Here is a 24176-nt window from a genome sequence, read left to right as displayed (position 1 = left end):
CCGTCAGCGCAGCGCGCGCCCCTTCACGATCGCCGCATCGCCGAACCGGGCGCGGATCGCATCCGTCGCCCGCTCCGCCGCCGCGCGCCTGCCCGCATCGGGATCGAGCAGGTCGCCGCCCCGGTCGGCCTGCCCGGCGGGCACCAGATCGGAAATCCCCGCCCCCAGCAGCCGCCACGGCCCCTGCCGCTCGAGCCCGTCGAGCATGCCGCGCGCCACGCGGTAGATGCGGTCGGCCATCTGCGTCGGATCGTCGAGCGACTGGCGCCGGGTGATCAGCTTGAAATCGGCGCGCTTGACCTTCAGCGTCACCACCCGGCCGGCCAGCCCCTTGGCCTTGGCCCGGTCCGAGACCTTCTCGCACATCCGCCAGAGGTGCCCGTCGAGCAGGTCGTGATCGCCGGTGTCCTCGTTGAAAGTGGTCTCGTTCGAGATCGACTTGATCGGCGCGTCGCGCGTCACCCGCCGCGTGTCCTCGCCGCGCGCGAGGTGCCAGAGCCGCTGCCCCATCGAGCCGAAGCGCGCGATGAGGTCGCGCTGCTCCCAGCGCAGCAGGTCCTCGAAGGTGCGGATGCCCGCCCGCTCCAGCGCCTCCTGCGAGGCCATGCCGACGCCCCAGATCAGCCGCACCGACTTCGGCCGGAGGAAGGCCGCGGTCTCGGCCCTCCCGATCACCGAGAACCCGTGCGGCTTGTCGAGATCCGAGGCGATCTTGGCGAGGAACTTGTTGTGCGAGAGCCCGACCGAGCCGGTTACCCCCAGCTCCTCGCGCATCCGCTTGACCAGCCGCGCCATCATCACCGCGGGCGGATGGCCGTGCAGCCGCGCCGTGCCGGAAAGGTCGAGGAAGGCCTCGTCGAGCGACAGCGGCTCGATCGCCGGGGTCAGCTCCTCCATCAGCGCGCGGATCTGCCGCGAGACCTCTGCGTAGAGTTCCATGCGCGGCTTGACCACCACCGCGTCGGGGCAGAGCTTCAGCGCCTGGAACATCGGCATGGCCGAGCGCACGCCACGGATGCGGGCGATGTAGCAGGCGGTCGAGACCACGCCACGCTTGCCGCCGCCGACGATCACCGGCTTGTCGGCCAGCTCGGGGTTCTCGCGCTTCTCCACCGTGGCGTAGAACGCATCGCAATCCATGTGGGCGATGGACAGATCCCAGAGCTCGTCATGGCGCACGATCCGCGGGCGGCCACAGGCCGGGCAGCGCGATCCATGGTCGAATTCGGTCAGGCAGTCGCGGCAGAGCGCGGGCATGGGTGGCAATTCCGGCAACAGGTGTTACCTCGGCAGTATAGGCCATTCCCGGCCCCCAGTGCCATTGCCAGGAGGCATGATGGAGTTCAGAGGCGCCAAACTGATCCTGTTTCTCGGTGACGATCTGCTGATCCTGCGCCGCGACCACACCGAGGGTATCCCTTGGCCCGGCTACCTCGACTTTCCCGGCGGTGCGCGCGAGCCCGGCGAGAGCGGCATCGACTGCGCCCTGCGCGAAACCCTCGAGGAGGTCGGACTGTCGCTTCCGCCCGAGGCGCTGGTCTGGGAACACCTGCGCGACGGGCTCTGGTACTACGCCGCGCACCTGCCCGCCGAGCGCCGCGGCGACATCGTCTGGGGCGGCGAGGGCGAGGGCTGGCTGATGATGAGTCCGGACGAGTTCATCGCGCGCGAGGACGCGATCCCGCATTTCCGCATCGTGCTGCGCGGCTACATGGACGAGCGCGCGACGGTCGGCTGAGGTCCCGCCTCAGGCGGCGCGGAACAGCGCCAGCCAGGCGAGACGCATCCGCCGGGGCTCTGCCTCGCGCGGGCGGCGCTGCCGCTCCGAGGGCAGCGGCGGCGTACGTGCCTGCAGCGTGCCCTCGCGGTCGAGCAGCGCCAGCGCGCGCGAGACCAGGATCCGCTCCGCGGCGTCGGGCTGGGTGGTCACCGGGGCCCTGAAACTGCTGGCAACCCGGACCCTCCCGGCATCGGAATGGAAGGTCACGAGGGCCTCGAACTGTTGCTCGGCGGCGTTGTAGCGCATATCGCCGATCTGTGTGCGCATCTCGGTCATGGCGTTTCTCCTGTTGCGGGGACAACGCGAGGATCGCGCGGCCAGTTCCCATCCGCGCCCCGCGGGTCCGTCCGCCCCTGCCCGCACCGCCCTTGCAAAACCCCTTTCCCATGCGGCATCCGGCAGGGCATAGTCGGCGCAAGCCGCTTCTTCTCTTGCAAAATACGCCGGGGGTGAGGCGCGCCAGCGCCGAGGGGGCAGCGCCCCCTCAGCAACTGTTGATCGCGCGTGCCACGCCGGGGCCGCGCCGTGCCGGGGAGTGACGGGTGATGGGTGCGGACGAGCTGATACTGGATCTGGTGGGCGGGAACCTCGTGGTTCTGCTGCTCGCCGCCTTCGTGATCCTCTGCGTGATCCTCGGGGTGCGGATCGTGCCGCAGGCCGAGAAGCACGTGGTCGAGCGTTTCGGCCGGCTCCGCGCCGTGCTCGGGCCGGGGATCAACTTCATCGTGCCGTTCCTCGACCGCGTCGCGCACAAGGTCTCGATCCTCGAGCGCCAGCTGCCCACCGCCAGCCAGGACGCGATCACCGCCGACAACGTGCTGGTGCAGGTCGAAACCTCGGTCTTCTACCGCATCCTCGAGCCGGAAAAGACCGTCTACCGCATCCGCGACGTGGATGCCGCCATCGCCACCACCGTCGCGGGCATCGTGCGCGCCGAGATCGGCAAGATGGAGCTCGACGAGGTGCAGTCGAACCGCGCCGCGCTGATCGCCACGATCAAGGGCAACGTCGAGGACGCGGTGGATGACTGGGGGATCGAGGTGACGCGGGCCGAGATCCTCGACGTGAACCTTGACCAGCAGACCCGCGAGGCGATGCTGCAGCAGCTCAACGCCGAGCGCGCCCGCCGCGCCCAGGTGACCGAGGCCGAGGGCCGCAAGCGCGCCGTCGAGTTGGCCGCCGACGCCGATCTCTACGCCGCCGAGCAGACCGCCAAGGCCCGCCGCATCTCGGCCGAGGCCGAGGCCTATGCCACGCAGGTCGTCGCCGAGGCGATCGCCAAGAACGGGCTCGAGGCGGCGCAGTACCAGGTGGCGCTGAAACAGGTCGAGGCGCTGGTGGCGCTCGGCAAGGGCGACGGCAAGCAGACCATCGTGCTGCCGTCGAACGCGCTCGACGCCTTCGCCGACGCCTTCACCCTGCTGAAGGGACGCAAGCCATGATCCAGCACTGGTGGGTGTGGATGGCGGCGGCGGTGGTGCTCCTCGTGCTCGAGGTGCTGAGCCCGGCCTTCGTCTTCCTCGGTTTCGCCATCGGCGCGGCGGTGGTGGGCCTGCTGCTGCTGCTGGGGCTCACGACCGGCTGGCCGATGCTGCTGCTGATCTGCGCGGTGCTGGCGGTGCTCGCCTGGGCACTGCTGCGCCGCTTCATGGGCGTGCGCGAGGGCCAGACGAAGATCTGGCACCGGGACATCAACGAGGACTGAGGGGGAGCCGCGCCGCTCCCCCCGCCCCGCCCGTTCAGAGCCGGAACAGCCCCAGCGCGTCCATCACCTCGCGCTTGGTCGCCTCGGTGACCTCGCGCGCCGCCTGCGTGCCCTCGAGGATGATCCGGTGCAGATGCGCGGGATCCGAGGCAACCTCGGCCCGCCGCGCACGGATCGGCGCGAGCAGCGCCTGCAGGATGTCCTCGAGCCGCCGCTTCAGCACCGCGTCGCCAAGCCCGCCGCGCCGATAGTGCTCCTTCAGCTCGGCGACCTCGGCCCTCTCCGCGTCGAAGGCGTCGAGGTAGGTGAAGACGACGTTGCCCTCGACCCTGCCCGGATCCTCGACCCGCAGGTGATCCGGGTCGGTGAACATCGCCCGCACCGCGCGACTGATCTCGTCCTCCGAGGCGGAAAGCGTGATCGCGTTGCCGCCCGACTTGCTCATCTTGGCGCGCCCGTCGATGCCCGGCAGGCGGCCCGCCTCGGGGATCAGCGCCTGCGCCTCGGGCAGCACCTCGCGCCCCGCCGCGGCGTTCACCCGCCGGACGATCTCGTTGCACTGCTCGATGAGCGGCGCCTGGTCCTCGCCCACCGGCACGACCGTGGCCTTGAAGGCGGTGATGTCGGCGGCCTGCGCGGCGGGATAGCAGAGGAACCCGGCGGGGATGTCGCGCCCGAAGCCGCGCGCGCGGATCTCGTCCTTGATCGTCGGGTTGCGCTCGAGCCGGGCGACGGTGACGAAGTTGAGGTAGAGCATCGACAGCTCGGCCAGCGCCGGCAGGTGCGACTGCAGGCAGATCGTGGTCTTGCCGGGGTCGATGCCCACAGCGAGATAGTCGCAGGCCACCTCGAGCACGTTGCGCCGCACCTTGCCGATGTCATGGGCATTGTCGGTCAGCGCCTGCGTGTCGGCGAGCAGCAGGAACTGCTGGTGCGTGTCCTGCAGCGCCAGCCGGTTCTTCAGCGAGCCGGCGTAATGGCCGATGTGCAGCGGGCCGGTGGTGCGGTCGCCGGTGAGGATGACCGGCCGCGCCGTGGAGGCGTCGGCGGTCTCGGGTCGGGTCAGGGTGGTCTGGTCCATGGGGGTCTCCGTGTCTGGACAGGGAGGTCGCCGCATGGGGGACTTGATGGGATCTCGTTCATCAAAAAGGCCGCCCGATGCGGCGGCCTGATTGGAAAACATGATGTGTCCGGCCGCCTATGTCAGGCGGGCCACCAGAGATTCGCGAGGGGCATCGGACGTGTCATGACGTCTGGTTAGCCCCGCGCGGCCTTTCGATCAAGACTTGTTCGGGCGCTGCGCCTGCGGCGAGGCGAGCTCGGCATTGATCGCCAGCGCCGCGGCGCGCGGCGAGGGGGCGCGCCAGATCGGGCGGCCGACGACGATGTGGTCGGCCCCGGCGGCGATGGCGCTCGCGGGCGTGGCGATACGCTTCTGGTCGTCGTCAGCGCTGCCTGCCGGGCGCACGCCCGGCGTCACGATGAGCCGGCCCTCGGCCTCGGGCAGCGCGCGGATGCGCGCCGCCTCGTTCGGCGAGGCGATGATGCCGTCGGCCCCCGCCTCGAAGGCGCGGGCGGCGCGCTCGACCACCAGGTCCTCGATGTCGCCCGGCAGGATCAGGCTGGCATCCAGATCGGCCCGGTCGAGCGAGGTGAGGATGGTCACCGCGAGGATCTTCAGGTCCTTGCCCGACGCACCTTCCTTGGCGGCGCGCACCACGTGCGGATCGCCGTGCACCGTGAGGAAGTCGAGGTCGAACTGCGCGATGCCCCGCACCGCGTTCTCGACCGTCTGGCCGATGTCGAAGAACTTCATGTCGAGGAAGATGCGCTTGCCGTGCTCCTGCTTGAGCTCGTTGGCCAGCGCCAGCCCGCCGCCGGTGAGCATGCCAAGGCCGATCTTGTAGAAGGAGACGGCGTCGCCGATCTCTTCGGCGATTCTCAGCCCCTCAAGGGCGTTGGGCACGTCGAGGGCTACGATCAGGCGGTCGTCGGACGCGGCTGCGGACATGAGGGCGGCTCCTTTTGCGGGATTTCGCCTCTCATGTCCGCCTGTGCGGCTCAGGTCAAGCCCGGGGCAAAAGCCTTCGAAGGCTTTTGCAACTTCCTTCGAAGGAAGTTGCTGCCCTCAGCGCCCCCCCAGAAGATCGCGGATGACCTGCTGGATGATGTTGTCGCGGCGCACCCGCTGCGGCTCGCGCTGCGCCTGCGGCTGCGGCTGGGCCACGCGTTGCGGTGCCTCGGGCTCGACGTCGGGCAGCGGCTTGACCTCGGTTCCGTCGGTGACCCGCAGCATGGTCTCGCGCCAGATCTCCGCCGGCAGGCCGCCGCCGGTGACCCCGGTGAGCGGCGAGTTGTCGTCGTTGCCCATCCAGACGCCGACCACGTAATCGGCGGTGAAGCCGATGAACCAGGCGTCGCGCGCGTCGTTCGATGTGCCGGTCTTGCCGGCCACCTCGCGGCCGGGCAGCTGCGCCCGTCCGCCGGTGCCCTCGGTGACCACGTGCTCCATCATCCAGATCAGCTGGCCCGCGGCCTCGGGCTGGATCACCCGCTCGCGGATGCCGCCGCCGGTGCCCATGAGCACCTCGTTGTCGCCCTTGAGGCGCAGGTCGACGAGCCCGTAGGGAGTCACCGCCGAGCCGCCGTTGAGGATGCCGGCATAGGCGCCGGTCATTTCCAGCAGCGAGGCCTCGGAGGTGCCGAGCGCCATGGCCGGCGAGGTGTTGAGCTCGGACTTGATGCCGAAGCCCGAGGCGACCTTGCTGACGAGGTCGCGCCCGACCAACTCGGAGATCTTCACCGCCGGGATGTTCAGCGAATGCGCCAGCGCATCGGTCATCGTCACCCGGCCCTTGTAGGACTTCGAGTAGTTCTGCGGGCACCATTGCCCCGAGCCGGGGATGTTCATGCAGAAGGGCTCGTCCACCACCGTGTCATAGGGCGAATGCCCCAGTTCGAGCGCGGTGGCGTAGATGAACGGCTTGAAGGCCGAACCGGTCTGCCGCTTGGCCTGCGTGGCGCGGTTGAACCCGCCCGAGATGCCGGTCTTGCGGCCGCCGACCATGGCGCGCACCGCGCCGTCGGCGGACATGACGACGATCGCCGCCTCGGCCTTGGAGCCTTCCTTGACCTTGCTGGTGTAGACCTCGTTCATCGCGTCCTCGGCGGCCTTCTGCAGCCTCGGATCGAGCGTGGTGCGGATCACCACGTCTTCCATGGTGTCGCGGGTGAAATACTCGGGCCCGGTCGACATCACCCAGTCGGCGAAATAGCCGCCGGTCTTGGCCTGCGCTTCGGCCGACAGGGTCGCGGGATGCGCCTGCGCCTGCTCTTCCTCGGCGGCGCTGAGGAAGCCCTGGTCGCGCATCAGCCGCAGCACGGTCGCGGCGCGCTTCTGCGAGCGCTCGAGGTCGGCGGTGGGGGCAAGCGTCGAGGGCGCGGTCAGCAGCCCGGCGATGATCGCCGATTCCTGCGGGTTGAGCGTCGCGGCGTTCTTGCCGAAATAGCGCTCGGCCGCGGCTTCCGCCCCGTAGGCCCCGCCGCCCATGTAGGCGCGGTTGAGGTAGATCGAGAGGATCTCGTCCTTGGTGTACTTCAGCTCCATCGCCATGGCGTAGAGCGCTTCCTTGCCCTTGCGCGCCAGCGAGGACTGGCGGCAGTCCGAGACGTAGTCGGCCTCGGATTTCCAGGCGCTCGGATCGTATTCCACGCCGATGCAGAGCAGTTTCGCCGTCTGCTGGGTGATGGTCGAGCCGCCGTGGCCGGAGAGCGGGCCGCGCCCCTCGGCGAGGTTGATGCGGATGGCGCTGGCGACGCCGCGCGGCGAGACGCCGAAATGGTGGTAGAAGCGTTTGTCCTCGGTGGCGATCACCGCGTTCTTGAGGTGCTTGGACACGCTCGTCGCGGTCACCGCGCCGCCGAACTGGTCGCCGCGCCAGGCAAAGATCGCGCCGTTGCGGTCGATCAGCGTGACCGACCCGCGCGCCCGCCCGTCCAGCAACTCGGTCACCGGGGGAAGCTTTGTATAGAAATAGCCCACGCCGAGGGCGAGGAGAACCGCAACCACGGCGGTGACCCGCCAGGTGATGCGCCAGAGGATGCTCAGCACGAAAGACACGATGCCCAACACGAAAGCCACGAGAAAGTTCCGCCTCTTCGCCGGGCGCCGCGGCGGCGTGCGCCGGCGTCCGCTTCCTGCTCCTGCGCCACCTGCGCTGCCACTTCGGGAGGGTCTTGCGCCCTGGCTCCTGCCGGTGGCGGTCTGGCCGCCCTTCTGGCCACCATTGGGATAGCGGCGATCGGCCACCAAACGGCCCTTGCCCCGCCCTGAATCACTCATTTCTCTCTGCCCGGCCTTCGCTCTGTTTTGGGGGAGGATAACGGGTTTGCCGCCTGATGTTGACCGGGAAACGGTCACATATTTGTCTTTTTGGTCTGCATAAATTTTAGACAAATCCGCTTTTTTCGCTCATTTTCTGACCTCCATAGGAGCGCAGCGGGGTCCCCACAAGGGGCTTTCCCTTCCAATGACGCCCGGGCAGCGGCTTTCTGCCCATGCACATACGAGGAGATGCGGTGCGCATCTGCGATCCGCAAGAACCGAAAGGGACCAAGGTGAAACTGATCATTGCAACGATCAAGCCGTTCAAGCTCGAGGAGGTGCGCGAGGCGCTCACCGCAATCGGCGTGCGCGGCATGATGGTCACGGAAATCAAGGGCTTCGGCTCGCAGTCCGGTCACACGGAAATCTATCGCGGCGCCGAATACGCGGTGAACTTCGTTCCGAAGATCAAGCTCGAGATCGTGGTCGCAAGCTCGATGGCCGACCAGGTCGTCGAGACGATCACGCAGACCGCGCAGACCGGCAAGATCGGTGACGGCAAGATTTTCGTGCTCGACGTGCAGCAGGCCGTGCGGGTGCGGACTGGCGAGACCAATGCGGACGCGCTCTGAGAGCGGCGGGCCGACAGATAGGGACAACAAAGATATGAAACTTCTCAAGACGCTGGCTCCGGTCGCCGCGCTGATCGCGCTGCCGAGCCTTGGCTTCGCGCAGGACGCCGATGTCACGCCGCCGAACGAAGAGATCGGCTACATCCTCACCACCTTCATGTTCCTCGTGACCGGCTTCCTGGTCATGTTCATGGGCTGCGGCTTCGCGATGCTCGAAGCCGGCCTCGTGCGCCAGAAGAACGTGACCATGCAGCTGATGAAGAACGTCGCGCTCTTCGCCATCGCCGCGGTCATGTACTACCTCGTCGGCTACAACCTGATGTACCCGGGCGACGGCTGGTCGATCGACGGCATCCTCGGTGCCTTCTCGACGACCGTGCTCGAGCCGGTCGGCCTCGCCGACACCCAGACCGACCTCACCTACGCGTCGGTCGGCTCGGACTTCTTCTTCCAGCTGATGTTCTGCGCCACCACCTGCTCGATCGTCTCCGGCTCCCTCGCCGAGCGCATCAAGCTCTGGCCGTTCCTGCTGTTCTGCGTCGCCCTCGCCGGCTTCATCTACCCGATCGAGGCCTCCTGGAAATGGGGCGGCGGCTTCCTGGCACCGGGCACCGAAGGCGTGACCGACTTCCTCGACTTCGCCGGCTCGACCGTCGTGCACTCGACCGGTGGCTGGGCAGCCCTCGCCGGTGCCCTCGTGCTCGGCCCGCGCCTCGGCAAGTACAAGGACGGCCGTGTGACCCCGTTCCCGGGCTCCAACCTGCCGCTCGCAACCCTCGGCACGTTCATCCTGTGGCTCGGCTGGTTCGGCTTCAACGGCGGCTCGCAGCTCTACATGGACACCGCTGCCAACGTTGCTGACATCTCCCGCATCTTCGCCAACACCAACGCGGCAGCCGCCGGCGGTGCCATCGCGGCGATGATCGCCACGCAACTGCTCTACAAGAAGGCCGACATCACCATGGTGCTGAACGGCGCGCTGGCCGGCCTCGTGTCGATCACCGCAGAGCCGCTCACCCCGGGCCTCGGCGCGGCCACCATCATCGGCGCCATCGGCGGCGTGCTCGTGGTCTTCGCGGTGCCGTTCCTCGACAAGCTGAAGATCGACGACGTCGTCGGCGCGATCCCGGTTCACCTGTGCTGCGGCATCTGGGGCACCATCGCGGTGGTCTTCACCAACCCGGCGGCAACGCTCAGCGCCCAGCTCTACGGCATCGTCGTGGTCGGCATCTTCACCTTCGTCGTCTCGCTGGTGCTCTGGTTCATCCTCAAGATGGTCTTCGGCATCCGCGTCTCGGAAGAGGAAGAAATCAACGGGCTCGACATGGCCGAGCTCGGGATGGAAGCCTACCCCGAATTCTCCAAGGGCTGATTTCCTCCTTCCTATCAGCTTTTGACCAACTTGCCCGGGCGTTCGCGCCCGGGTTTTTTGTTGCCCGGACACCCGCCACCGGGAAGCGCGCGCCCGCGGGAAACGCGAAAGGCCGGAGCCCTGCCCGGCCCCGGCCTTCCACATGTGTCAAATATCCCGGGGGTGAGCCCGGAGGGCGAGGGGGCAGCGCCCCCTCCCCCTTTTCCGCTCAGCGCGTGCCGGCCTTCATCAGCCCCTGCTTCTTCAGCTCGGCATGGGCCTCGTCCAGCGCCTTCCAGGCGCGGGAGATCAGCACGTCGATCTCCTCCTTCGAGATCACCAGCGGCGGCGAGATGATCATGCGGTCGTAGACGTGGCGCATGATCAGGTTGTTGGCGAAGCAGCGCTCGCGGGTGATGTAGCCGGCGGTGCCCGCCTCGGCCGCGAAGGGCGCGCGCGCCGCCTTGTCCGGGGTCAGCGCGATCGAGCCCATCATGCCGGCGATCTTCGCCTCGCCGACCAGCGGGTGCTCGGTCAGGCTCTCGAACTTCTCCTTGAGGTAGGGGCCGGTCACGTCGCGCACGCGCTCGACAATCTTCTCCTCCTCGAGAAGGCGCAGGTTCTCGAGCGCCACGGCGCAGGCCACCGGGTGGCCCGAATAGGTGTAGCCGTGGTTGAACTCGGTGCGCGCGATCACACCCGCCACCTCGTCCGACAGGATCGAGCCGCCGATCGGCTGGTAGCCCGAGCTGAGGCCCTTGGCGATGGTCATGATGTCGGGCTCGATGCCCATGGTCTGCGAGCCGAACCAGTTGCCGGTGCGCCCGAAGCCGCAGATCACCTCGTCGGCGATCAGCAGGATGCCGTATTTCTTCACGATGCGGTTGATCTCGGGCCAGTAGGTCGCGGGCGGGATGATCACCCCGCCGGCGCCCTGGATCGGCTCGGCGATGAAGGCCGCGACGCGGTGCGGGCCGATCTCCTCGATCGCCGCCTCGAGCTGGCGGGCGCGCTCGAGCCCGAACTCCTCAGGGGACATGTCGCCGCCCTCGGCGTACCAGTGCGGCTGGTCGATGTGGTGGATGCCGGGAATCGGCATGCCGCCCTGCGCGTGCATTCCCTTCATCCCGCCGAGCGAGCCCGAGCCCACCGACGAGCCGTGGTAGCCGTTCCAGCGCCCGATGATCACGTCGCGCTCGGGCTGGCCCTTCTCGGCCCAGTAGGTGCGCACGAGGCGGATGTTGGTGTCATTCGCCTCGGAGCCCGAGGAGGCGTAGAAGATCGTGTTGAGATCCCCCGGCGCCAGCTCGGCGATCTTGGCCGAGAGCTGGATCACCGGCACGTGGGTGGTCTGGAAGAAGGTGTTGTAATAGGGCAGCTCTTCCATCTGGCGGGCGGCGGCCTGCGCCAGTTCCTTGCGCCCGTAGCCGGCGTTCACGCACCAGAGCCCGGCCATGCCGTCGAGGATGCGCTCGCCCTCGCTGTCGGTCAGCCAGCAGCCCTCGGCGCGGGTGATGACCCGCGCGCCCTTGCGCGCGAGATCCGAGGCGGTGGTGAACGGATGCATGTGATGCGCCGCGTCCAGAGCCTGCAGCTCGGAGGTCGGCGAGTTCACGGAGATGAGCGTCATGGCAGACACCTTTCGACGGTTCGGGACGTTGTCGCCAATAATATGATCAAATTATTCCGCGTCAATCTCGCTCGGCCGAATCACGAGAGCCCCTCCCGGATCTGCGTCATGCCCTGCACGATGTCCGCCTCCATCGCGACGGCCGCCCCCGCGGCGTCGCCCTTTTGCAGCGCCTCCAGCAGGTCCTTGTGGCGGTCGGGAAGGTTGCGCGTGCCGAACATGCCGCAGACCACGCGCAGCGACGGGCCGAAGCGCAGCCACAGCCCCTCGACGAGCTCGGTGAGGATCGGGGCCGCGGCGAGCGCGTTCACCTCGGCGTGGAACCGGTGATTCTCCTCGAGATAGCCGCGCACGTCGCCGCGCGCGATGGCATGGTCGAGCCGCCCATCGGTGGCGCGCAGCCGCGCGATGTCCTCGGGGGTGCAGCGCTCGGCGGCGCGGCGGGCAAGCTGCGTCTCGAGCGCAACCCGGGCCAGCAGCAACTGCTCCACCGCGTCGGCGTCCAGCACCGGCACCATGATCCGGCGATTGCCCCGGAAGGCCAGCGCTCCCTCGGAAATCATCCGCCGCAGCGCCTCGCGCACGGGGGTCATCCCGGCCTCGAGCTGCTCGACCAGCCCCTGGATGGTCACCGCCTGGCCCGGCTCCAGCTCGCCGAACAGCACCATCTCGCGCAGGCGCCGGTAAACCAGCTCATGCGCCGGCGGACCCGCGCCCTCTGCCCTTATATTCATCAGCTGCCTTTCATTTGATCACATCGGTCGCGACGTCATCTTGCACCCTGCCGCGGCCCATGAAAACATCCGAGATGTTGCCAAGAGATGCAACATTTGATCAAATTCGGTGACCGGGGCGTGGAAGACCCCGCAACCAACGGGAGCACATGATGAAGACATCTCTTCTCACTTTCACCGCGACTCTCGCGCTTGTCGCCGCCTCGGCACAGGCCGAGGAGGTCCGCGTCTACAACTGGTCCGACTACATCGACGAATCGCTGCTCGAGAAGTTCGAGCAGGAGACCGGCATCGACCTGATCTACGACGTGTTCGACAGCAACGAGGTCCTCGAGACCAAGATGCTCGCAGGCGGCTCGGGCTATGACGTGGTCGTGCCCACCGGCACCTTCCTGCAGCGCCAGATCGAGGCCGGTTCGTTCCAGAAGCTCGACAAGTCGAAGCTTCCGAACCTGAAGAACATGTGGGACGTGATCTCGTCGCGCACCGCCAAGTACGACCCCGACAACGAGTACTCTATCAACTACATGTGGGGCACCACCGGCCTCGGCGTGAACGTCAGCAAGGTCAAGGAGGCCCTCGGCGAGGACGCCCCGATCGACAGCTGGGACCTCGTCTTCAAGCCGGAGAACATGGAAAAGCTCGCCGCCTGCGGCGTCTACTTCCTCGACGCGCCCTCCGAGATGATCCCCGCCGCGCTGAAGTACATCGGCGAGGACCCCGACAGCCACGATCCCGACGTGATCGCCAAGGCCGAGCCGGTCTACATGGCGATCCGCCCCTACATCAGCAAGTTCAACTCGTCCGAGTACATCAACGCGCTGGCCAACGGCGACATCTGCGTGGCCGTGGGCTGGTCGGGTGACGTGCTGCAGGCGCGCGATCGCGCCGCCGAGGCCGAGAACGGCGTCGAGGTGGCCTACAACGCGCCCAAGGAAGGCGCGCAGATGTGGTTCGACCAGATGGCGATCCCGGTCGACGCACCGAACCCGGACGGGGCGCACAAGTTCCTGAACTTCATCATGGACCCCGAGAACATGGCGGCGGCGTCGAACTACGTCTACTACGCCAACGGCAACAAGGCCTCGCAGGAGTTCCTCGTGGATGACGTGATCGGTGACCCGGCGATCTACCCGTCGCCCGAGGCGCTCGAGAACCTCTACACCACCACCCCCTACGAGCCGAACGTGCAGCGCGTGGTGACCCGCCTCTGGACCAAGATCAAATCCGGCTCCTGAACCTGACGCCTCGGCCCGCCCCTCCGATCCGGGGGGCGGGCCATTCTCACCTAGGACCCTTGCGCATGGCTCAGACCGTCTTTGCCCCCTGGACCGACCCGGCCCAGAAACCGATCATCGAATTCCGCAACGTGACCAAGACGTTCGGCGACTTCACCGCGATCCATGACCTGTCTCTGGACATCTACGAGCGCGAATTCTTCGCCCTTCTCGGCCCCTCGGGCTGCGGCAAGACCACGATGATGCGGATGCTCGCGGGCTTCGAGACGGCGACCTCCGGCGACATCTTCCTGTCGGGCAAGGACATCGGCCACGTGCCGCCGAACCAGCGCCCGGTGAACATGATGTTCCAGAGCTACGCGCTCTTCCCGCACCTGTCGGTCTGGGACAACATCGCCTTCGGCCTGCGCCGCGAGAGCCGGGACAAGGCCTTCATCGGCGACCGCGTCGAGGAGATGCTGCGCCTCACCCGGCTGACCAAGTTCGCCCGCCGCAAGCCGCACCAGATTTCCGGCGGCCAGCGCCAGCGCGTCGCGCTCGCCCGCTCGCTCGCCAAGGCGCCGAAGCTGCTGCTGCTCGACGAGCCGCTCGGCGCGCTCGACCGCAAGCTGCGCGAGCAGACCCAGTTCGAGCTCATGGACATCCAGGAAAAGACCGGCACCACCTTCGTCATCGTCACCCACGACCAGGAAGAGGCGATGACCGTCGCCTCGCGCATCGCGGTGATGGACGAGGGCCACCTCGTGCAGGTCGCCACCCCCGCCGAGATCTACGAGGCGCCGAACTCGGTCTACGTGGCCGACTTCATCGGCGACGTGAACATCATCGAGGGCCGCGCCACCCAGCCCGGCGAGAAGACCGGCATCGCCTGGGCCGAGGGCCAGCCGCCGATCCTCGCCACGCCCGCCAAGAGCCTGCAGGCCGGGCAGAGCGTGCATTTCGCCATCCGCCCCGAGAAGGTGACGATCGACGTCGAAAGGCCCGACCGCCCCAACACCTTCCGCGGCAAGGTCATCGACATCGCCTATCTCGGCAACATCTCGACCTACCACGTCGAGCTCGCCGGCGGTCAGATGATCAAGGCGCAGATGGTCAACGCGCGCCGTCTCGCCAACCGCCACATCACCTGGGAAGACGAGGTCTGGGTCGGCTTCACCGACACCGCCGGCGTCGTGCTGGAGGGCTGAGCCATGCGCCGCTTCGTCCTCATCGCGATCCCCTACGTCTGGCTGCTGGCGCTGTTCCTCATCCCCTTCCTGATCGTCCTGAAGATCTCGCTCTCGGACATCGCCCTGTCGCGCCCGCCCTACACGCCGCAGCTCGACCTCACCGCCGGCTGGGAGGGGCTGAAGAGCTTCTTCTCGGAGCTCGACTTCGAGAACTTCACCTTCCTGACCACCGACGATCTCTACTGGAAGGCCTATCTTTCCTCGCTGAAGATCGCCGCGATCTCGACCTTCCTGACGCTCTGCGCCGGCTACCCGGTGGCCTATGCCATGGCCCGCGCCCCCGAGGAATGGCGCCCGACCCTGCTGATGCTGGTGATCCTGCCGTTCTGGACCTCCTTCCTGATCCGCGTCTACTCGTGGATGGGGATCCTGTCGAACGAGGGCGTGCTCAACCAGGTGCTGCTCTGGCTCGGCATCATCGACGCGCCGCTGCAGATCATGAACACCACAACCGCCGTCTACATCGGCGTGGTCTACACCTACCTGCCCTTCATGATCCTGCCGATCTACTCGGCGCTGGAAAAGCTCGACGGCTCGCTGCTCGAGGCCGCCGAGGACCTCGGCTGCTCGCGCTTCGCCGCCTTCTGGCTGGTCACCTGGCCGCTGTCGCGCAACGGCATCATCGCCGGCTGCTTCCTCGTCTTCATCCCCACCATCGGCGAGTTCGTCATCCCCTCGCTGCTCGGCGGGTCGTCGACACTGATGATCGGCAAGGTGCTCTGGGAAGAGTTCTTCTCGAACCGCGACTGGCCGGTGGCCTCGGCGGTGGCCGTGGTGCTGCTGCTGATCCTGATCGTCCCGATCATCCTCTTCCAGCGCAACGAGCAGAAGCAGCGGGAGGCCGAAGGATGAGCCTCCCCCGCTTCTTCTCTTTCCAAATACGCACCCGGCCCGCCGACGGCCAGAAAGCCGGAGTCAGGGCATGAGACGCTTCAGCTGGTTCAACACGGTCTCGCTGACCCTCGGCTTCGCCTTCCTCTACCTGCCGATGGTGCTGCTGGTCTTCTACAGCTTCAACGAAAGCCGCCTCGTCACGGTCTGGGCAGGCTTCTCGACCAAGTGGTACGGCGAGCTCTTCCGCGACCAGGCCTTCCTCGACGCCGCCTGGGTGACGCTGAAGGTCGCGGTCTTCTCCTCGACGCTGGCGACGATCCTCGGCACCATGGCCGCCTACGTGCTGGTCCGCGCCGGGCGCTTCCACGGCCGCACGCTCTTTTCCGGGATGATCTACGCGCCGCTGGTGATGCCCGAGGTGATCACCGGCCTCGCGCTGCTGCTGCTCTTCATCGGCATCAACCTCGACCGCGGCGTGTTCACCATCGTGCTCGCGCACACCACCTTCGCCATGTGCTACGTCTCGGTGGTGGTCTCCTCGCGGCTGACCACCTTCGACAAGTCGCTCGAGGAGGCGGCGCTCGACCTCGGCTGCTCGCCCTTCGAGGCGTTCCGGCTGGTCACCCTGCCGATCATCGCCCCGGCGGTGATCTCCGGCTGGCTGCTCGCCTTCACCCTGTCGCTCGACGACCTGGTGATCGCCAGCTTCGCCACCGGCCCCTCGGCCACCACCCTGCCGATCAAGATCTTCTCGGCCGTGCGCCTCGGCGTCAGCCCGCAGATCAACGCGCTCTCGACGATCATGATCGGCATCGTCACGGTCGGGGTGATCATCGCCTCGCTGCTGTCGAAGCGGGCGGCGGTGGCGCAGCGCCGCGACGAACAGGCGGCGGTGCGCGCCGAGTAACGGAAAGACGGGCATGAAACGCATCTACGAGACTGCGGCTTACGGGCCGCAGGGCGCCTGCTTCTGGGCGGACACCGTGCCGGTCATGGACTGGGCACCGCTGGCCGCCCCGCGCCATGCCGAGGTCGCGGTGATCGGCGGCGGCTTCACCGGCCTCTCGGCCGCGCTGCATCTTGCGCAGGACGGCGTCGAGGTGGCGCTGCTCGAGGCCGAGCACCCGGGCTACGGCGCCTCGGGGCGCAACGGCGGATTCTGCTGCCTCGGTGGCGCCAAGGCCCCCCACGCGCTGCTCCGCCAGCGCCACGGCGCGGAGGGCCTGCGCGACTGGTGCCAGACCGAGCGCGCCGCCATCGAGACCGCCGCGGGTCTCATCGCCGAGCACGGCATCGACGCCGACACCCATTCCGACGGCGAGACCCTGCTCGCCCACACCCCCCGCGCCTGGCGCGGCTTCGCCGAGAGCGCCGAGGCGATGCCCGCGCTCTACGGCGTCACCCCCCGCCTCATCCCGCAGGAGGAGCTCGCCGCCGAGGGGCTGGCCGGGCCGTTCCAGGGCGCGATGACCACCCCGCTCGGCTTCGCGCTCAACCCGCGCAAGTACCACGCCGGGCTCGCCCGCGCCGCCCAGGCCGCCGGCGCCACGCTGCACGGCCACAGCCCGGTCACCGCGCTGCGCCGCGCGGAAGGCAAGTGGCACCTCACCACGCCGGAAGCGGTGCTCACCGCCGACCGGGTGATCCTCGCCACCAACGGCTATTCCTCCGAGGACCTGCCAGACTGGCTGCGCGGGCGCTACATGCCGGTGCAGTCGAGCGTCATCGTCACCGAGCCGCTCACCGAGATGCAGCGCGCCGCTGCCGGCTGGACCTCGCGCCAGATGGCCTATGACACGCGCCAGCTGCTGCACTATTTCCGCCTGCTGCCGGACAACCGCTTCCTCTTCGGCATGCGCGGCGGGCTCACCGCCACACCCCGGGCGCAGCGGGCGATCAGCGCCCGTATCCGCCGCGAGTTCGTCGCCATGTTCCCCGCCTGGAAGGGCGTGACGATCGGCCACGAATGGGCCGGTCTCGTCTGCCTCATGGCGCGGCTCACCCCCTTCGTCGGCGCGATGCCCGAGCATCCCGGCCTCTTCGCCGGAATGGGCTTCCACGGCAACGGCGTCGCCATGGGCAGCCACGCCGGCCTGCTGCTCGCCGACCTCGTGCAGGGCAAGCCCGCGCGCGCCCGCTCCCCTGCCCTCCTGCAGACGCCGCCGAGCCGCTTCCCGCTCGGCCGCTTCCGCCGCGCCCTGCTCGCCCCGGCCTACGTCGGCGCCGCGCTCTTCGACCTCTGAGGCCACCCCCGGCTTCTTCTCTTTCCAAATACGCCGGGGTGAATTGGCCGCAGGCCAAGAGGGGGCTGCGCCCCCTCCCCCTTCCCTGCCGCGCAAACGCCCAAGATTTCACCGCCTGCCCGATTTCTAGCCCCTCCCCGGCACGGCCCGGCTTTACAAGCCCGCGCCGGCGTGGCGGATAGGAACCATGTCCTCCGCCCAGCTCTCCATCGCCATCGTGGAAACCGACCGGGAACGCGCCCTGCTCATCCAGCAGAGCCTGCGCGACGCCGGTGAGTACGAGATCCACGTGGTCTCGGAAATCACCGGCCTCGCCCGCCGTATCCAGCAGCTCAGCCCCGACGTGGTGCTCATCGACCTCGAAAGCCCGTCGCGCGACACGCTCGAGGAACTGGCGCTGGCCTCGGGTCCGCTCGAGCGCCCGGTCGCCATGTTCGTCGACCGCTCGGGCGACGGGCTCACCGACGCGGCGATCGAGGCGGGGGTCTCGGCCTACGTGGTCGACGGGCTGAAGCCACAGCGGGTGAAGCCGGTGCTCGACGCCGCCATCGCCCGCTTCCGCATGTTCCAGCGGATGCGCACCGAGCTCGCCGAGACCAAGCGCGCGCTCGAGGAGCGCAAGGTCATCGACCGCGCCAAGGGCATGTTGATGAAGGCCCGCGGCGTCGGCGAGGACGAGGCCTACGCGCTCTTGCGAAAGGCCGCCATGGACCAGGGCAAGCGCGTCGCCGACGTGGCGCAGGCGCTGGTGACGGCGGCGGGGCTGCTGGGATGAAGACCACCACGCTTGCCGTCGGGTTCATCCCGCTCACCGATGCCGCGCCGCTGATCCTCGCGCAGGAGATGGGCTATGCCGCCGAGGAGGGCATCGCGCTCGACCTCAAGCGCGCGCCGTCGTGGTCGAGCCTGCGCGACATGCTGAGCTTCGGCCGGGTGGATGCGGCGCACATGCTCTCGCCGGTGCCCGTGGCCGCGGCGCTCGGTCTCGGCGGCGCGGGCGCGGCGCTCTCGGCGGTCTCGGTGCTGTCGGTGAACGGCAATGTCATCGGCGTCAGCAACGCGCTGGCCGAGAAGCTGCGCGCGCAGGGGCACGATTTCGGCTTCGACGACGCGCGCGCCGCGGGCGAGGCGCTGATCGCCGCCACCGACACCACGCTGCGCATCGGCGTGCCCTTCCCCTTCTCGATGCATGCCGAGCTGCTCTACTACTGGCTCTCCGCGCTCGGCCTCTCGGTGCCCGAGGCTTTGCAGGTGCGCACCGTGCCGCCGCCGCTCATGGCCGACGCGATGGAGGCGGGCGAGATCGACGCCTTCTGTGTCGGCGAACCCTGGGGCTCGATGGCGGTGGAGAATGGCGTCGGCGCGCTGCTGCTGCCCGGCACCGCGATCTGGTCCTTTGCGCCGGAAAAGGTGCTGGCGGTGCGCTCCGACTGGGCCGAGACCGAGCAATCGCTGCTCGGACGGCTGATCCGCGCGACCTGGCGGGCCGGGCGCTGGCTGTCCGAGCCCGACTCGCGCAGCCTCACCGCCGAGATCCTCTCGCGCCCGGAATACCTGGGCGTTCCCGCCGAGGTGCTCGACCGGGCGCTGGCCGGGCGCATGGTGATCTCGGCGCAGGGCGAGGAGCGTCAGGTGCCGGGCATGCTCGAGTTCCACGCCGGTGCCGCAACCTTCCCCTGGCGCAGCCAGGCCGAGTGGATCGGCCGCCAGCTTGCCGCCCGCGCCGGCATCGACCCGGACGCCGCCGGCAGGGCCGCGCGCGCCACCTTCCGCTCGGACCTGCACCGCGCCGCGCTCGCGGGAACCAGCGCCGACCTGCCCGGCGCCTCGTCGAAACTCGAGGGCAGCCTCACCGCGCGACTCCCCGTCGCGTCGGAATCGGGCAAGCTCTACCTCGGCCCCGATCGGTTCTTCGATGGCCGAATTTTTGAGCCCCGCGAAACCTGATGCCGCCATTTTGCGCATGCAGCATGACCGCGGCGTGAAATCCTTCGCTGCCGGCGCATCATTAACGATTTTCCTTTGATCCGCGTGGCCGGCTGAGCCACAAGCTTCCTCATGGTCAGGCAATGGCGCCCGACCCGAAGATTTCTCCCAATGCCTGGGATCCATGAGCAAAGCCGCTCGACCCCCGTGACATCCGTCACGGCGTGTCAGCGGCTTTTTTGTCTTGGTCCGGGCAGATCGCACTCCGGACCTTCCAACAAGGGACGGAACGACCATGAAGAAACTTCTCATCGCTCTCGCCACCTCCACCGCGCTCGTCTCCCCGGCGCTGGCCCAGGAGCTCGAAAAGGACGAACTGACCTTCGGCTTCATCAAGCTGACCGACATGGCGCCGCTCGCGGTGGCCTACGAGCAGGGCTACTTCCTCGACGAGGGGCTCTTCGTCACCCTCGAGGCGCAGGCCAACTGGAAGGTCCTGCTCGACGGCGTGATCGGCGGCACCCTCGACGGCGCGCACATGCTGGCGGGCCAGCCGATCGCCGCCACCATCGGCTACGGCACCGAGGCGCATATCATCACCCCCTTCTCGATGGACCTGAACGGCAACGGCATCACCGTTTCCAACGAGGTCTGGGAGATGATGAAGCCCAATATCGCCGAGACCGACGCGGGCCTGCCGCAGCACCCGGTCAGCGCCGAGGCACTGGCGCCGGTGGTCGAGAAGTTCCGCTCCGAGGGCAAGCCCTTCAACATGGGCATGGTCTTCCCGGTCTCGACCCACAACTACGAGCTGCGCTACTGGCTCGCCGCCGGTGGCCTGAATCCGGGCTTCTACTCGCCCGAGAACATCTCGGGCCAGATCGGCGCCGACGTGATGCTCTCGGTCACCCCGCCGCCGCAGATGCCCGCCACGCTCGAGGCCGGCACCATCTCGGGCTACGCCGTCGGCGAGCCGTGGAACCAGCAGGCCGTGTTCAAGGGCATCGGCGTGCCGGTGATCACCGACTACGAGCTGTGGAAGAACAACCCCGAGAAGGTCTTCGGCATCACCGCCGAGTTCGCCGAAGAGAACCCCAACACCACCAAGGCCATCGTCAAGGCGCTGATCCGCGCCGCCATGTGGCTCGACGAGAATGACAACGCCAACCGCATGGAGGCGGTCGAGCTGCTGTCGAAGCCGGAGTACGTGGGCGCCGACGCCGAGGTGATCGCCAACTCGATGACCGGCACCTTCGAATACGAGAAGGGCGACAAGCGCGAGGTTCCCGACTTCAACGTCTTCTTCCGCTACAACGCGACCTACCCCTACTACTCCGACGCGGTCTGGTACCTGACCCAGATGCGCCGCTGGGGCCAGATCGCCGAGGCCAAGCCCGACAGCTGGTACGACGAGGTCGCCAAGTCGGTCTACCGCCCCGACATCTACCTCGAGGCCGCCCGTGCGCTGGTCGACGAGGGCCTGGCGAACGAAGCCGACTTCGACTGGGACAGCGACGGCTACAAGGCACCGACCCCGGCCGCGGACGTGATCGACGGCATCGCCTACGACGGCAAGGCCCCGAACGCCTATCTCGACAGCCTGCCGATCGGCCTCAAGGGCGACCAGAAGGTCGTCGGCAACGAAGTCCAGGGCTGATCGACCGGGGGACCGGGGCACCCTCACCCCCCGGTCCCCCTCCATCACATAGCACCCTCTTCCTCATCCCGATGCGCGCCGCTCCCCCCTTGCGCCATCCAGACCAAGGACCGGACCCATGACCACCGTCGATCCCGAATTCGCCCGAGACGCCGAGCGCGAGGCTCGCCGGGCGCGTCTCTTCACCCGCATCAACAAGGCGGACGCCTGGTTCAAGTTGCTCGGCCTTGCCTGGATCACCCCGCTGCTCAAGGCGGCCGCCGGCGACAACCCCAAGGCGCAGCTGGCGGACGTCTGGCGCCTGCTGGGCGTGCCGCTGGTGGCCATCGCCGCCTTCCTCGTGCTCTGGGGCACGCTGGCGCCGCAGGTGCAGACCTCGCTCGGCGCGGTGCCCGGCCCGGCGCAGGTCTGGGCCGAGGCGGTGAACCTGCACCACGACGCCGAGGCCAAGGCCGTCAAGCAGGCCAAGTTCGAGGCCATGGTGGCGCAGCGCAACGAAAAGCTGATCGCGGCGGGCAAGGCCGACCAGGTCAAGGAGGTCGCCTATACCGGCTCGCCCAGCTACTACCAGCAGATCTGGACCTCGATCAAAACCGTGTTCTTCGGCTTCCTGATTGCCAGCGCCGTCGCCATTCCGCTCGGCATCTGCGCGGGGCTCTCGCCCACCGCCAACGCCGCGATCAACCCCCTGGTGCAGATCTTCAAGCCGGTCTCGCCACTGGCATGGCTGCCGATCGTGACCATGGTGGTCTCGGCCGCCTATGCCAGCAACGACGGCATGTTCTCGAAGTCCTTCCTCATCTCGGCGATCACCGTGACGCTCTGCTCGCTCTGGCCGACGCTGATCAACACCGCGCTCGGCGTCGCCTCGATCGACAAGGACCTGGTGAACGTCTCGAAGGTGCTCAAGATGAACACCTGGACGAAGATCACCAAGCTGGTGCTGCCCTCGGCCCTGCCGCTGATCTTCACCGGCCTGCGCCTGTCGCTCGGGGTTGGCTGGATGGTGCTGATCGCCGCCGAGATGCTCGCCCAGAACCCCGGCCTCGGCAAGTTCGTCTGGGACGAGTTCCAGAACGGCTCCTCCTCCTCGCTGGCCAAGATCATGGTCGCGGTCTTCACCATCGGCATCATCGGCTTCCTGCTCGACCGCGTGATGTTCGCCCTGCAGTCCCTCTTCACCTTCTCGAACAACCGGTGAGCGCCATGGCCATCCTTGAGTTCCAGAACGTCTCGAAAAGCTTCGGCGAGGGCACCCACGCGACCCACGTGCTGAAGGACATCAACCTGAGCGTCGAGGAGGGCGAGTTCCTCGTGATCCTCGGCTTCTCCGGCACCGGCAAGACCACGCTGATCAACCTGATGGCCGGGCTCGAGAAACCCAGCAGGGGCCGTGTCGCCTTCAAGGGTTTCGACATCGAGGGCCCCGGCCCCGAGCGCGGCGTGATCTTCCAGAACTACTCGCTGATGCCGTGGCTGACGGTCGAGGGCAACGTGCGCCTCGCGCTCGACACGGTCTTCCCCGAGATGACCAAGACCGAGAAGGCGAAGAAGACCGCCCATTACATCAAGATGGTCGGCCTGAGCCACGCCACCCACCGCCGCCCCGCCGAGCTCTCGGGCGGCATGCGCCAGCGGGTCAACGTCGCCCGCGCGCTCGCCATGTCGCCCGAGATGCTGCTGCTCGACGAGCCGCTCTCGGCGCTCGACGCGCTGACCCGCGCCAACCTCGCCGACGAGATCGAGGGCATCTGGGAGCAGGACAAGAAGACCTGCGTGCTGATCACCAACGACGTCGACGAGGCGATCACCCTCGCCGACCGGATCATCGCGCTGAACCCCGACGGCACGCTGGGGAAGGAATTCCGCGTGAGCATCCCCCGCCCGCGCGAGCGGAGCGAGATGAACCACCACGAGGGCTTCAAGAAGCTGCGCGCCGAGGTCACCGGCTATCTCATGGACGTCGGGATCAAGGGCAAGGTCGAGGGCTCGCGCCTGCTCCCGAACGTCACCCCGATCCACGCCGTGCCGCTGGCCGTGCAGCAGGCGCAGGAGGGCTTGATCGACGAGCGCTTCCTCGACTTCAGCCAACTGCACAAGATCTACCCGACCCCCAAGGGCCCGCTCACCGTGGTCGAGGACTTCAACCTCAAGATCAACCGCGGCGAGTTCATCTCGCTGATCGGCCATTCGGGCTGCGGCAAGTCCACCGTGCTGACCATGGCGGCGGGGCTCAACTCGATCTCCAAGGGCGCGATCAAGCTCGACGGCCGCCACGTCGAGGGCGCCGATCCCGAGCGCGCCGTGGTCTTCCAGTCGCCGAACCTCTTCCCCTGGCTCACCGCCCGCGAGAACTGCGCCATCGGCGTCGACAAGGTCTATCCCAAGGCGTCGCAGGCCGAGCGGCAGGACGTGGTCGAATACTACCTCGAGCGGGTCGGGCTTGCCGATGCGATGGACCGCGGCGCCGCCGACATGTCGAACGGCATGAAGCAGCGCGTCGGCATCGCCCGCGCCTTCGCCCTCTCGCCCAAGCTGCTGCTGCTCGACGAGCCTTTCGGCATGCTCGACAGCCTCACCCGCTGGGAGCTGCAGGAGGTGCTGATGGAGGTCTGGAGCCGCACCAAGGTCACCGCGATCTGCGTCACCCATGACGTCGACGAGGCGATCCTGCTCGCCGACCGCGTGGTGATGATGACCAACGGCCCGCAGGCCACCATCGGCAAGATCACCGAGGTGAACCTGCCGCGCCCGCGCACCCGCAAGGCGCTGCTCGAGCACCCCGACTACTACGCCTACCGGCAGGAGGTGCTCGACTTCCTCGAGGAATACGAGCACGGCGCACGTCCGAAACCGAAACCCGCCCCGGCGGCGCTGGCAGCGGAGTGACCGG

At 68.0% G+C, this 24176-nt stretch carries 22 protein-coding genes; 15 read left to right on the top strand and 7 right to left on the bottom strand.

Going from position 1 to position 24176, the window contains the following annotated elements; all coding sequences use genetic code 11:
• Window positions 1-3: 3 nt before the first annotated feature.
• Window positions 4-1257: a DNA polymerase IV gene (locus PVT71_RS06435; RefSeq protein ID WP_353473677.1), complete on the bottom strand. Its 1254-nt coding sequence runs from the start codon at window positions 1255-1257 to the stop codon at window positions 4-6.
• A 76-nt stretch (window positions 1258-1333) separates the two neighbouring features.
• Here PVT71_RS06435 and PVT71_RS06430 point away from each other — a divergent pair, with 76 nt between their 5' ends.
• On the top strand, window positions 1334-1738 hold the full coding sequence (locus PVT71_RS06430) for an NUDIX domain-containing protein (RefSeq protein WP_353473676.1): 405 nt from the start codon (window positions 1334-1336) through the stop codon (window positions 1736-1738).
• Between the two features lie 9 nt (window positions 1739-1747).
• Here PVT71_RS06430 and PVT71_RS06425 read toward each other — a convergent pair whose 3' ends face one another.
• Complete coding sequence (locus PVT71_RS06425; protein WP_353473675.1) at window positions 1748-2056, bottom strand: hypothetical protein; 309 nt, start codon at window positions 2054-2056, stop codon at window positions 1748-1750.
• Window positions 2057-2325: 269 nt separating this feature from the next.
• Here PVT71_RS06425 and PVT71_RS06420 point away from each other — a divergent pair, with 269 nt between their 5' ends.
• Entirely contained in the window at window positions 2326-3222 is an 897-nt protein-coding gene (locus PVT71_RS06420; RefSeq protein ID WP_353473674.1) for an SPFH domain-containing protein, read from the top strand.
• Entirely contained in the window at window positions 3219-3485 is a 267-nt protein-coding gene (locus tag PVT71_RS06415; protein ID WP_353473673.1) for a hypothetical protein, read from the top strand. The genes PVT71_RS06420 and PVT71_RS06415 overlap by 4 nt, the downstream gene beginning before the upstream one ends.
• Before the next feature lie 34 nt (window positions 3486-3519).
• Here the strand turns inward: PVT71_RS06415 and trpS are convergent, their stop codons facing one another.
• The 3 genes from trpS to PVT71_RS06400 all read right to left on the bottom strand — a co-directional run bounded on the left by trpS (window position 3520) and on the right by PVT71_RS06400 (window position 7827).
• A complete protein-coding gene (trpS, locus tag PVT71_RS06410) occupies window positions 3520-4566 on the bottom strand; it encodes a tryptophan--tRNA ligase (protein WP_353473672.1) in 1047 nt (348 codons plus the stop codon).
• A 198-nt stretch (window positions 4567-4764) separates the two neighbouring features.
• A complete protein-coding gene (gene pyrF, locus PVT71_RS06405) occupies window positions 4765-5496 on the bottom strand; it encodes an orotidine-5'-phosphate decarboxylase (RefSeq protein WP_353473671.1) in 732 nt (243 codons plus the stop codon).
• 117 nt (window positions 5497-5613) lie between these two features.
• Window positions 5614-7827: a PBP1A family penicillin-binding protein gene (locus PVT71_RS06400; protein ID WP_353473670.1), complete on the bottom strand. Its 2214-nt coding sequence runs from the start codon at window positions 7825-7827 to the stop codon at window positions 5614-5616.
• 275 nt (window positions 7828-8102) lie between these two features.
• On the opposite strand from PVT71_RS06400, the gene PVT71_RS06395 reads away from it, so the two are divergent.
• Together PVT71_RS06395 and PVT71_RS06390 are read left to right on the top strand one after the other, a co-directional pair.
• Entirely contained in the window at window positions 8103-8441 is a 339-nt protein-coding gene (locus PVT71_RS06395; RefSeq protein ID WP_353473669.1) for a P-II family nitrogen regulator, read from the top strand.
• Window positions 8442-8475: 34 nt separating this feature from the next.
• Entirely contained in the window at window positions 8476-9813 is a 1338-nt protein-coding gene (locus tag PVT71_RS06390; protein WP_353473668.1) for an ammonium transporter, read from the top strand.
• A gap of 208 nt (window positions 9814-10021) precedes the next feature.
• Here the strand turns inward: PVT71_RS06390 and PVT71_RS06385 are convergent, their stop codons facing one another.
• Together PVT71_RS06385 and PVT71_RS06380 are read right to left on the bottom strand one after the other, a co-directional pair.
• Window positions 10022-11422 carry an aspartate aminotransferase family protein gene (locus PVT71_RS06385; RefSeq protein ID WP_353473667.1) on the bottom strand — a complete coding sequence of 467 codons (1401 nt, stop codon included), beginning with the start codon at window positions 11420-11422 and terminating at the stop codon, window positions 10022-10024.
• 80 nt (window positions 11423-11502) lie between these two features.
• On the bottom strand, window positions 11503-12156 hold the full coding sequence (locus tag PVT71_RS06380; protein ID WP_353473666.1) for a GntR family transcriptional regulator: 654 nt from the start codon (window positions 12154-12156) through the stop codon (window positions 11503-11505).
• A gap of 149 nt (window positions 12157-12305) precedes the next feature.
• On the opposite strand from PVT71_RS06380, the gene PVT71_RS06375 reads away from it, so the two are divergent.
• The 10 genes from PVT71_RS06375 to PVT71_RS06330 all read left to right on the top strand — a co-directional run bounded on the left by PVT71_RS06375 (window position 12306) and on the right by PVT71_RS06330 (window position 24172).
• Window positions 12306-13394, top strand: a complete 1089-nt coding sequence (locus tag PVT71_RS06375; RefSeq protein WP_353473665.1) for a polyamine ABC transporter substrate-binding protein — start codon at window positions 12306-12308, stop codon at window positions 13392-13394.
• 65 nt (window positions 13395-13459) lie between these two features.
• Entirely contained in the window at window positions 13460-14581 is a 1122-nt protein-coding gene (locus PVT71_RS06370; protein WP_353473664.1) for an ABC transporter ATP-binding protein, read from the top strand.
• Window positions 14582-14584: 3 nt separating this feature from the next.
• Window positions 14585-15475 carry an ABC transporter permease subunit gene (locus tag PVT71_RS06365; protein ID WP_353473663.1) on the top strand — a complete coding sequence of 297 codons (891 nt, stop codon included), beginning with the start codon at window positions 14585-14587 and terminating at the stop codon, window positions 15473-15475.
• 70 nt (window positions 15476-15545) lie between these two features.
• Window positions 15546-16364: an ABC transporter permease subunit gene (locus PVT71_RS06360; protein WP_353473662.1), complete on the top strand. Its 819-nt coding sequence runs from the start codon at window positions 15546-15548 to the stop codon at window positions 16362-16364.
• A gap of 13 nt (window positions 16365-16377) precedes the next feature.
• On the top strand, window positions 16378-17700 hold the full coding sequence (locus PVT71_RS06355) for an FAD-binding oxidoreductase (protein ID WP_353473661.1): 1323 nt from the start codon (window positions 16378-16380) through the stop codon (window positions 17698-17700).
• 187 nt (window positions 17701-17887) lie between these two features.
• Window positions 17888-18475 (top strand): ANTAR domain-containing protein, encoded by a 588-nt coding sequence (locus PVT71_RS06350; protein ID WP_353473660.1) that lies wholly within the window; start codon window positions 17888-17890, stop codon window positions 18473-18475.
• Window positions 18472-19647, top strand: a complete 1176-nt coding sequence (locus PVT71_RS06345) for a CmpA/NrtA family ABC transporter substrate-binding protein (RefSeq protein WP_353473659.1) — start codon at window positions 18472-18474, stop codon at window positions 19645-19647. The genes PVT71_RS06350 and PVT71_RS06345 overlap by 4 nt, the downstream gene beginning before the upstream one ends.
• Window positions 19648-19921: 274 nt before the next feature.
• The gene (locus PVT71_RS06340; protein WP_353473658.1) at window positions 19922-21283 is read left to right on the top strand and encodes a CmpA/NrtA family ABC transporter substrate-binding protein; all 1362 of its coding nucleotides are present in this window, start codon (window positions 19922-19924) and stop codon (window positions 21281-21283) included.
• Window positions 21284-21401: 118 nt separating this feature from the next.
• On the top strand, window positions 21402-22484 hold the full coding sequence (locus tag PVT71_RS06335; RefSeq protein ID WP_353473657.1) for an ABC transporter permease: 1083 nt from the start codon (window positions 21402-21404) through the stop codon (window positions 22482-22484).
• Window positions 22485-22489: 5 nt separating this feature from the next.
• Window positions 22490-24172 (top strand): ABC transporter ATP-binding protein, encoded by a 1683-nt coding sequence (locus tag PVT71_RS06330; RefSeq protein ID WP_353473656.1) that lies wholly within the window; start codon window positions 22490-22492, stop codon window positions 24170-24172.
• The last annotated feature ends 4 nt before the right edge of the window (window positions 24173-24176 follow it).

This window comes from Salipiger sp. H15 (assembly GCF_040409955.1).
Lineage (GTDB): Bacteria > Pseudomonadota > Alphaproteobacteria > Rhodobacterales > Rhodobacteraceae > Salipiger.
Note: the sequence above shows the minus strand (reverse complement) of the source record. Positions and strands in the feature narration are given on the sequence as shown.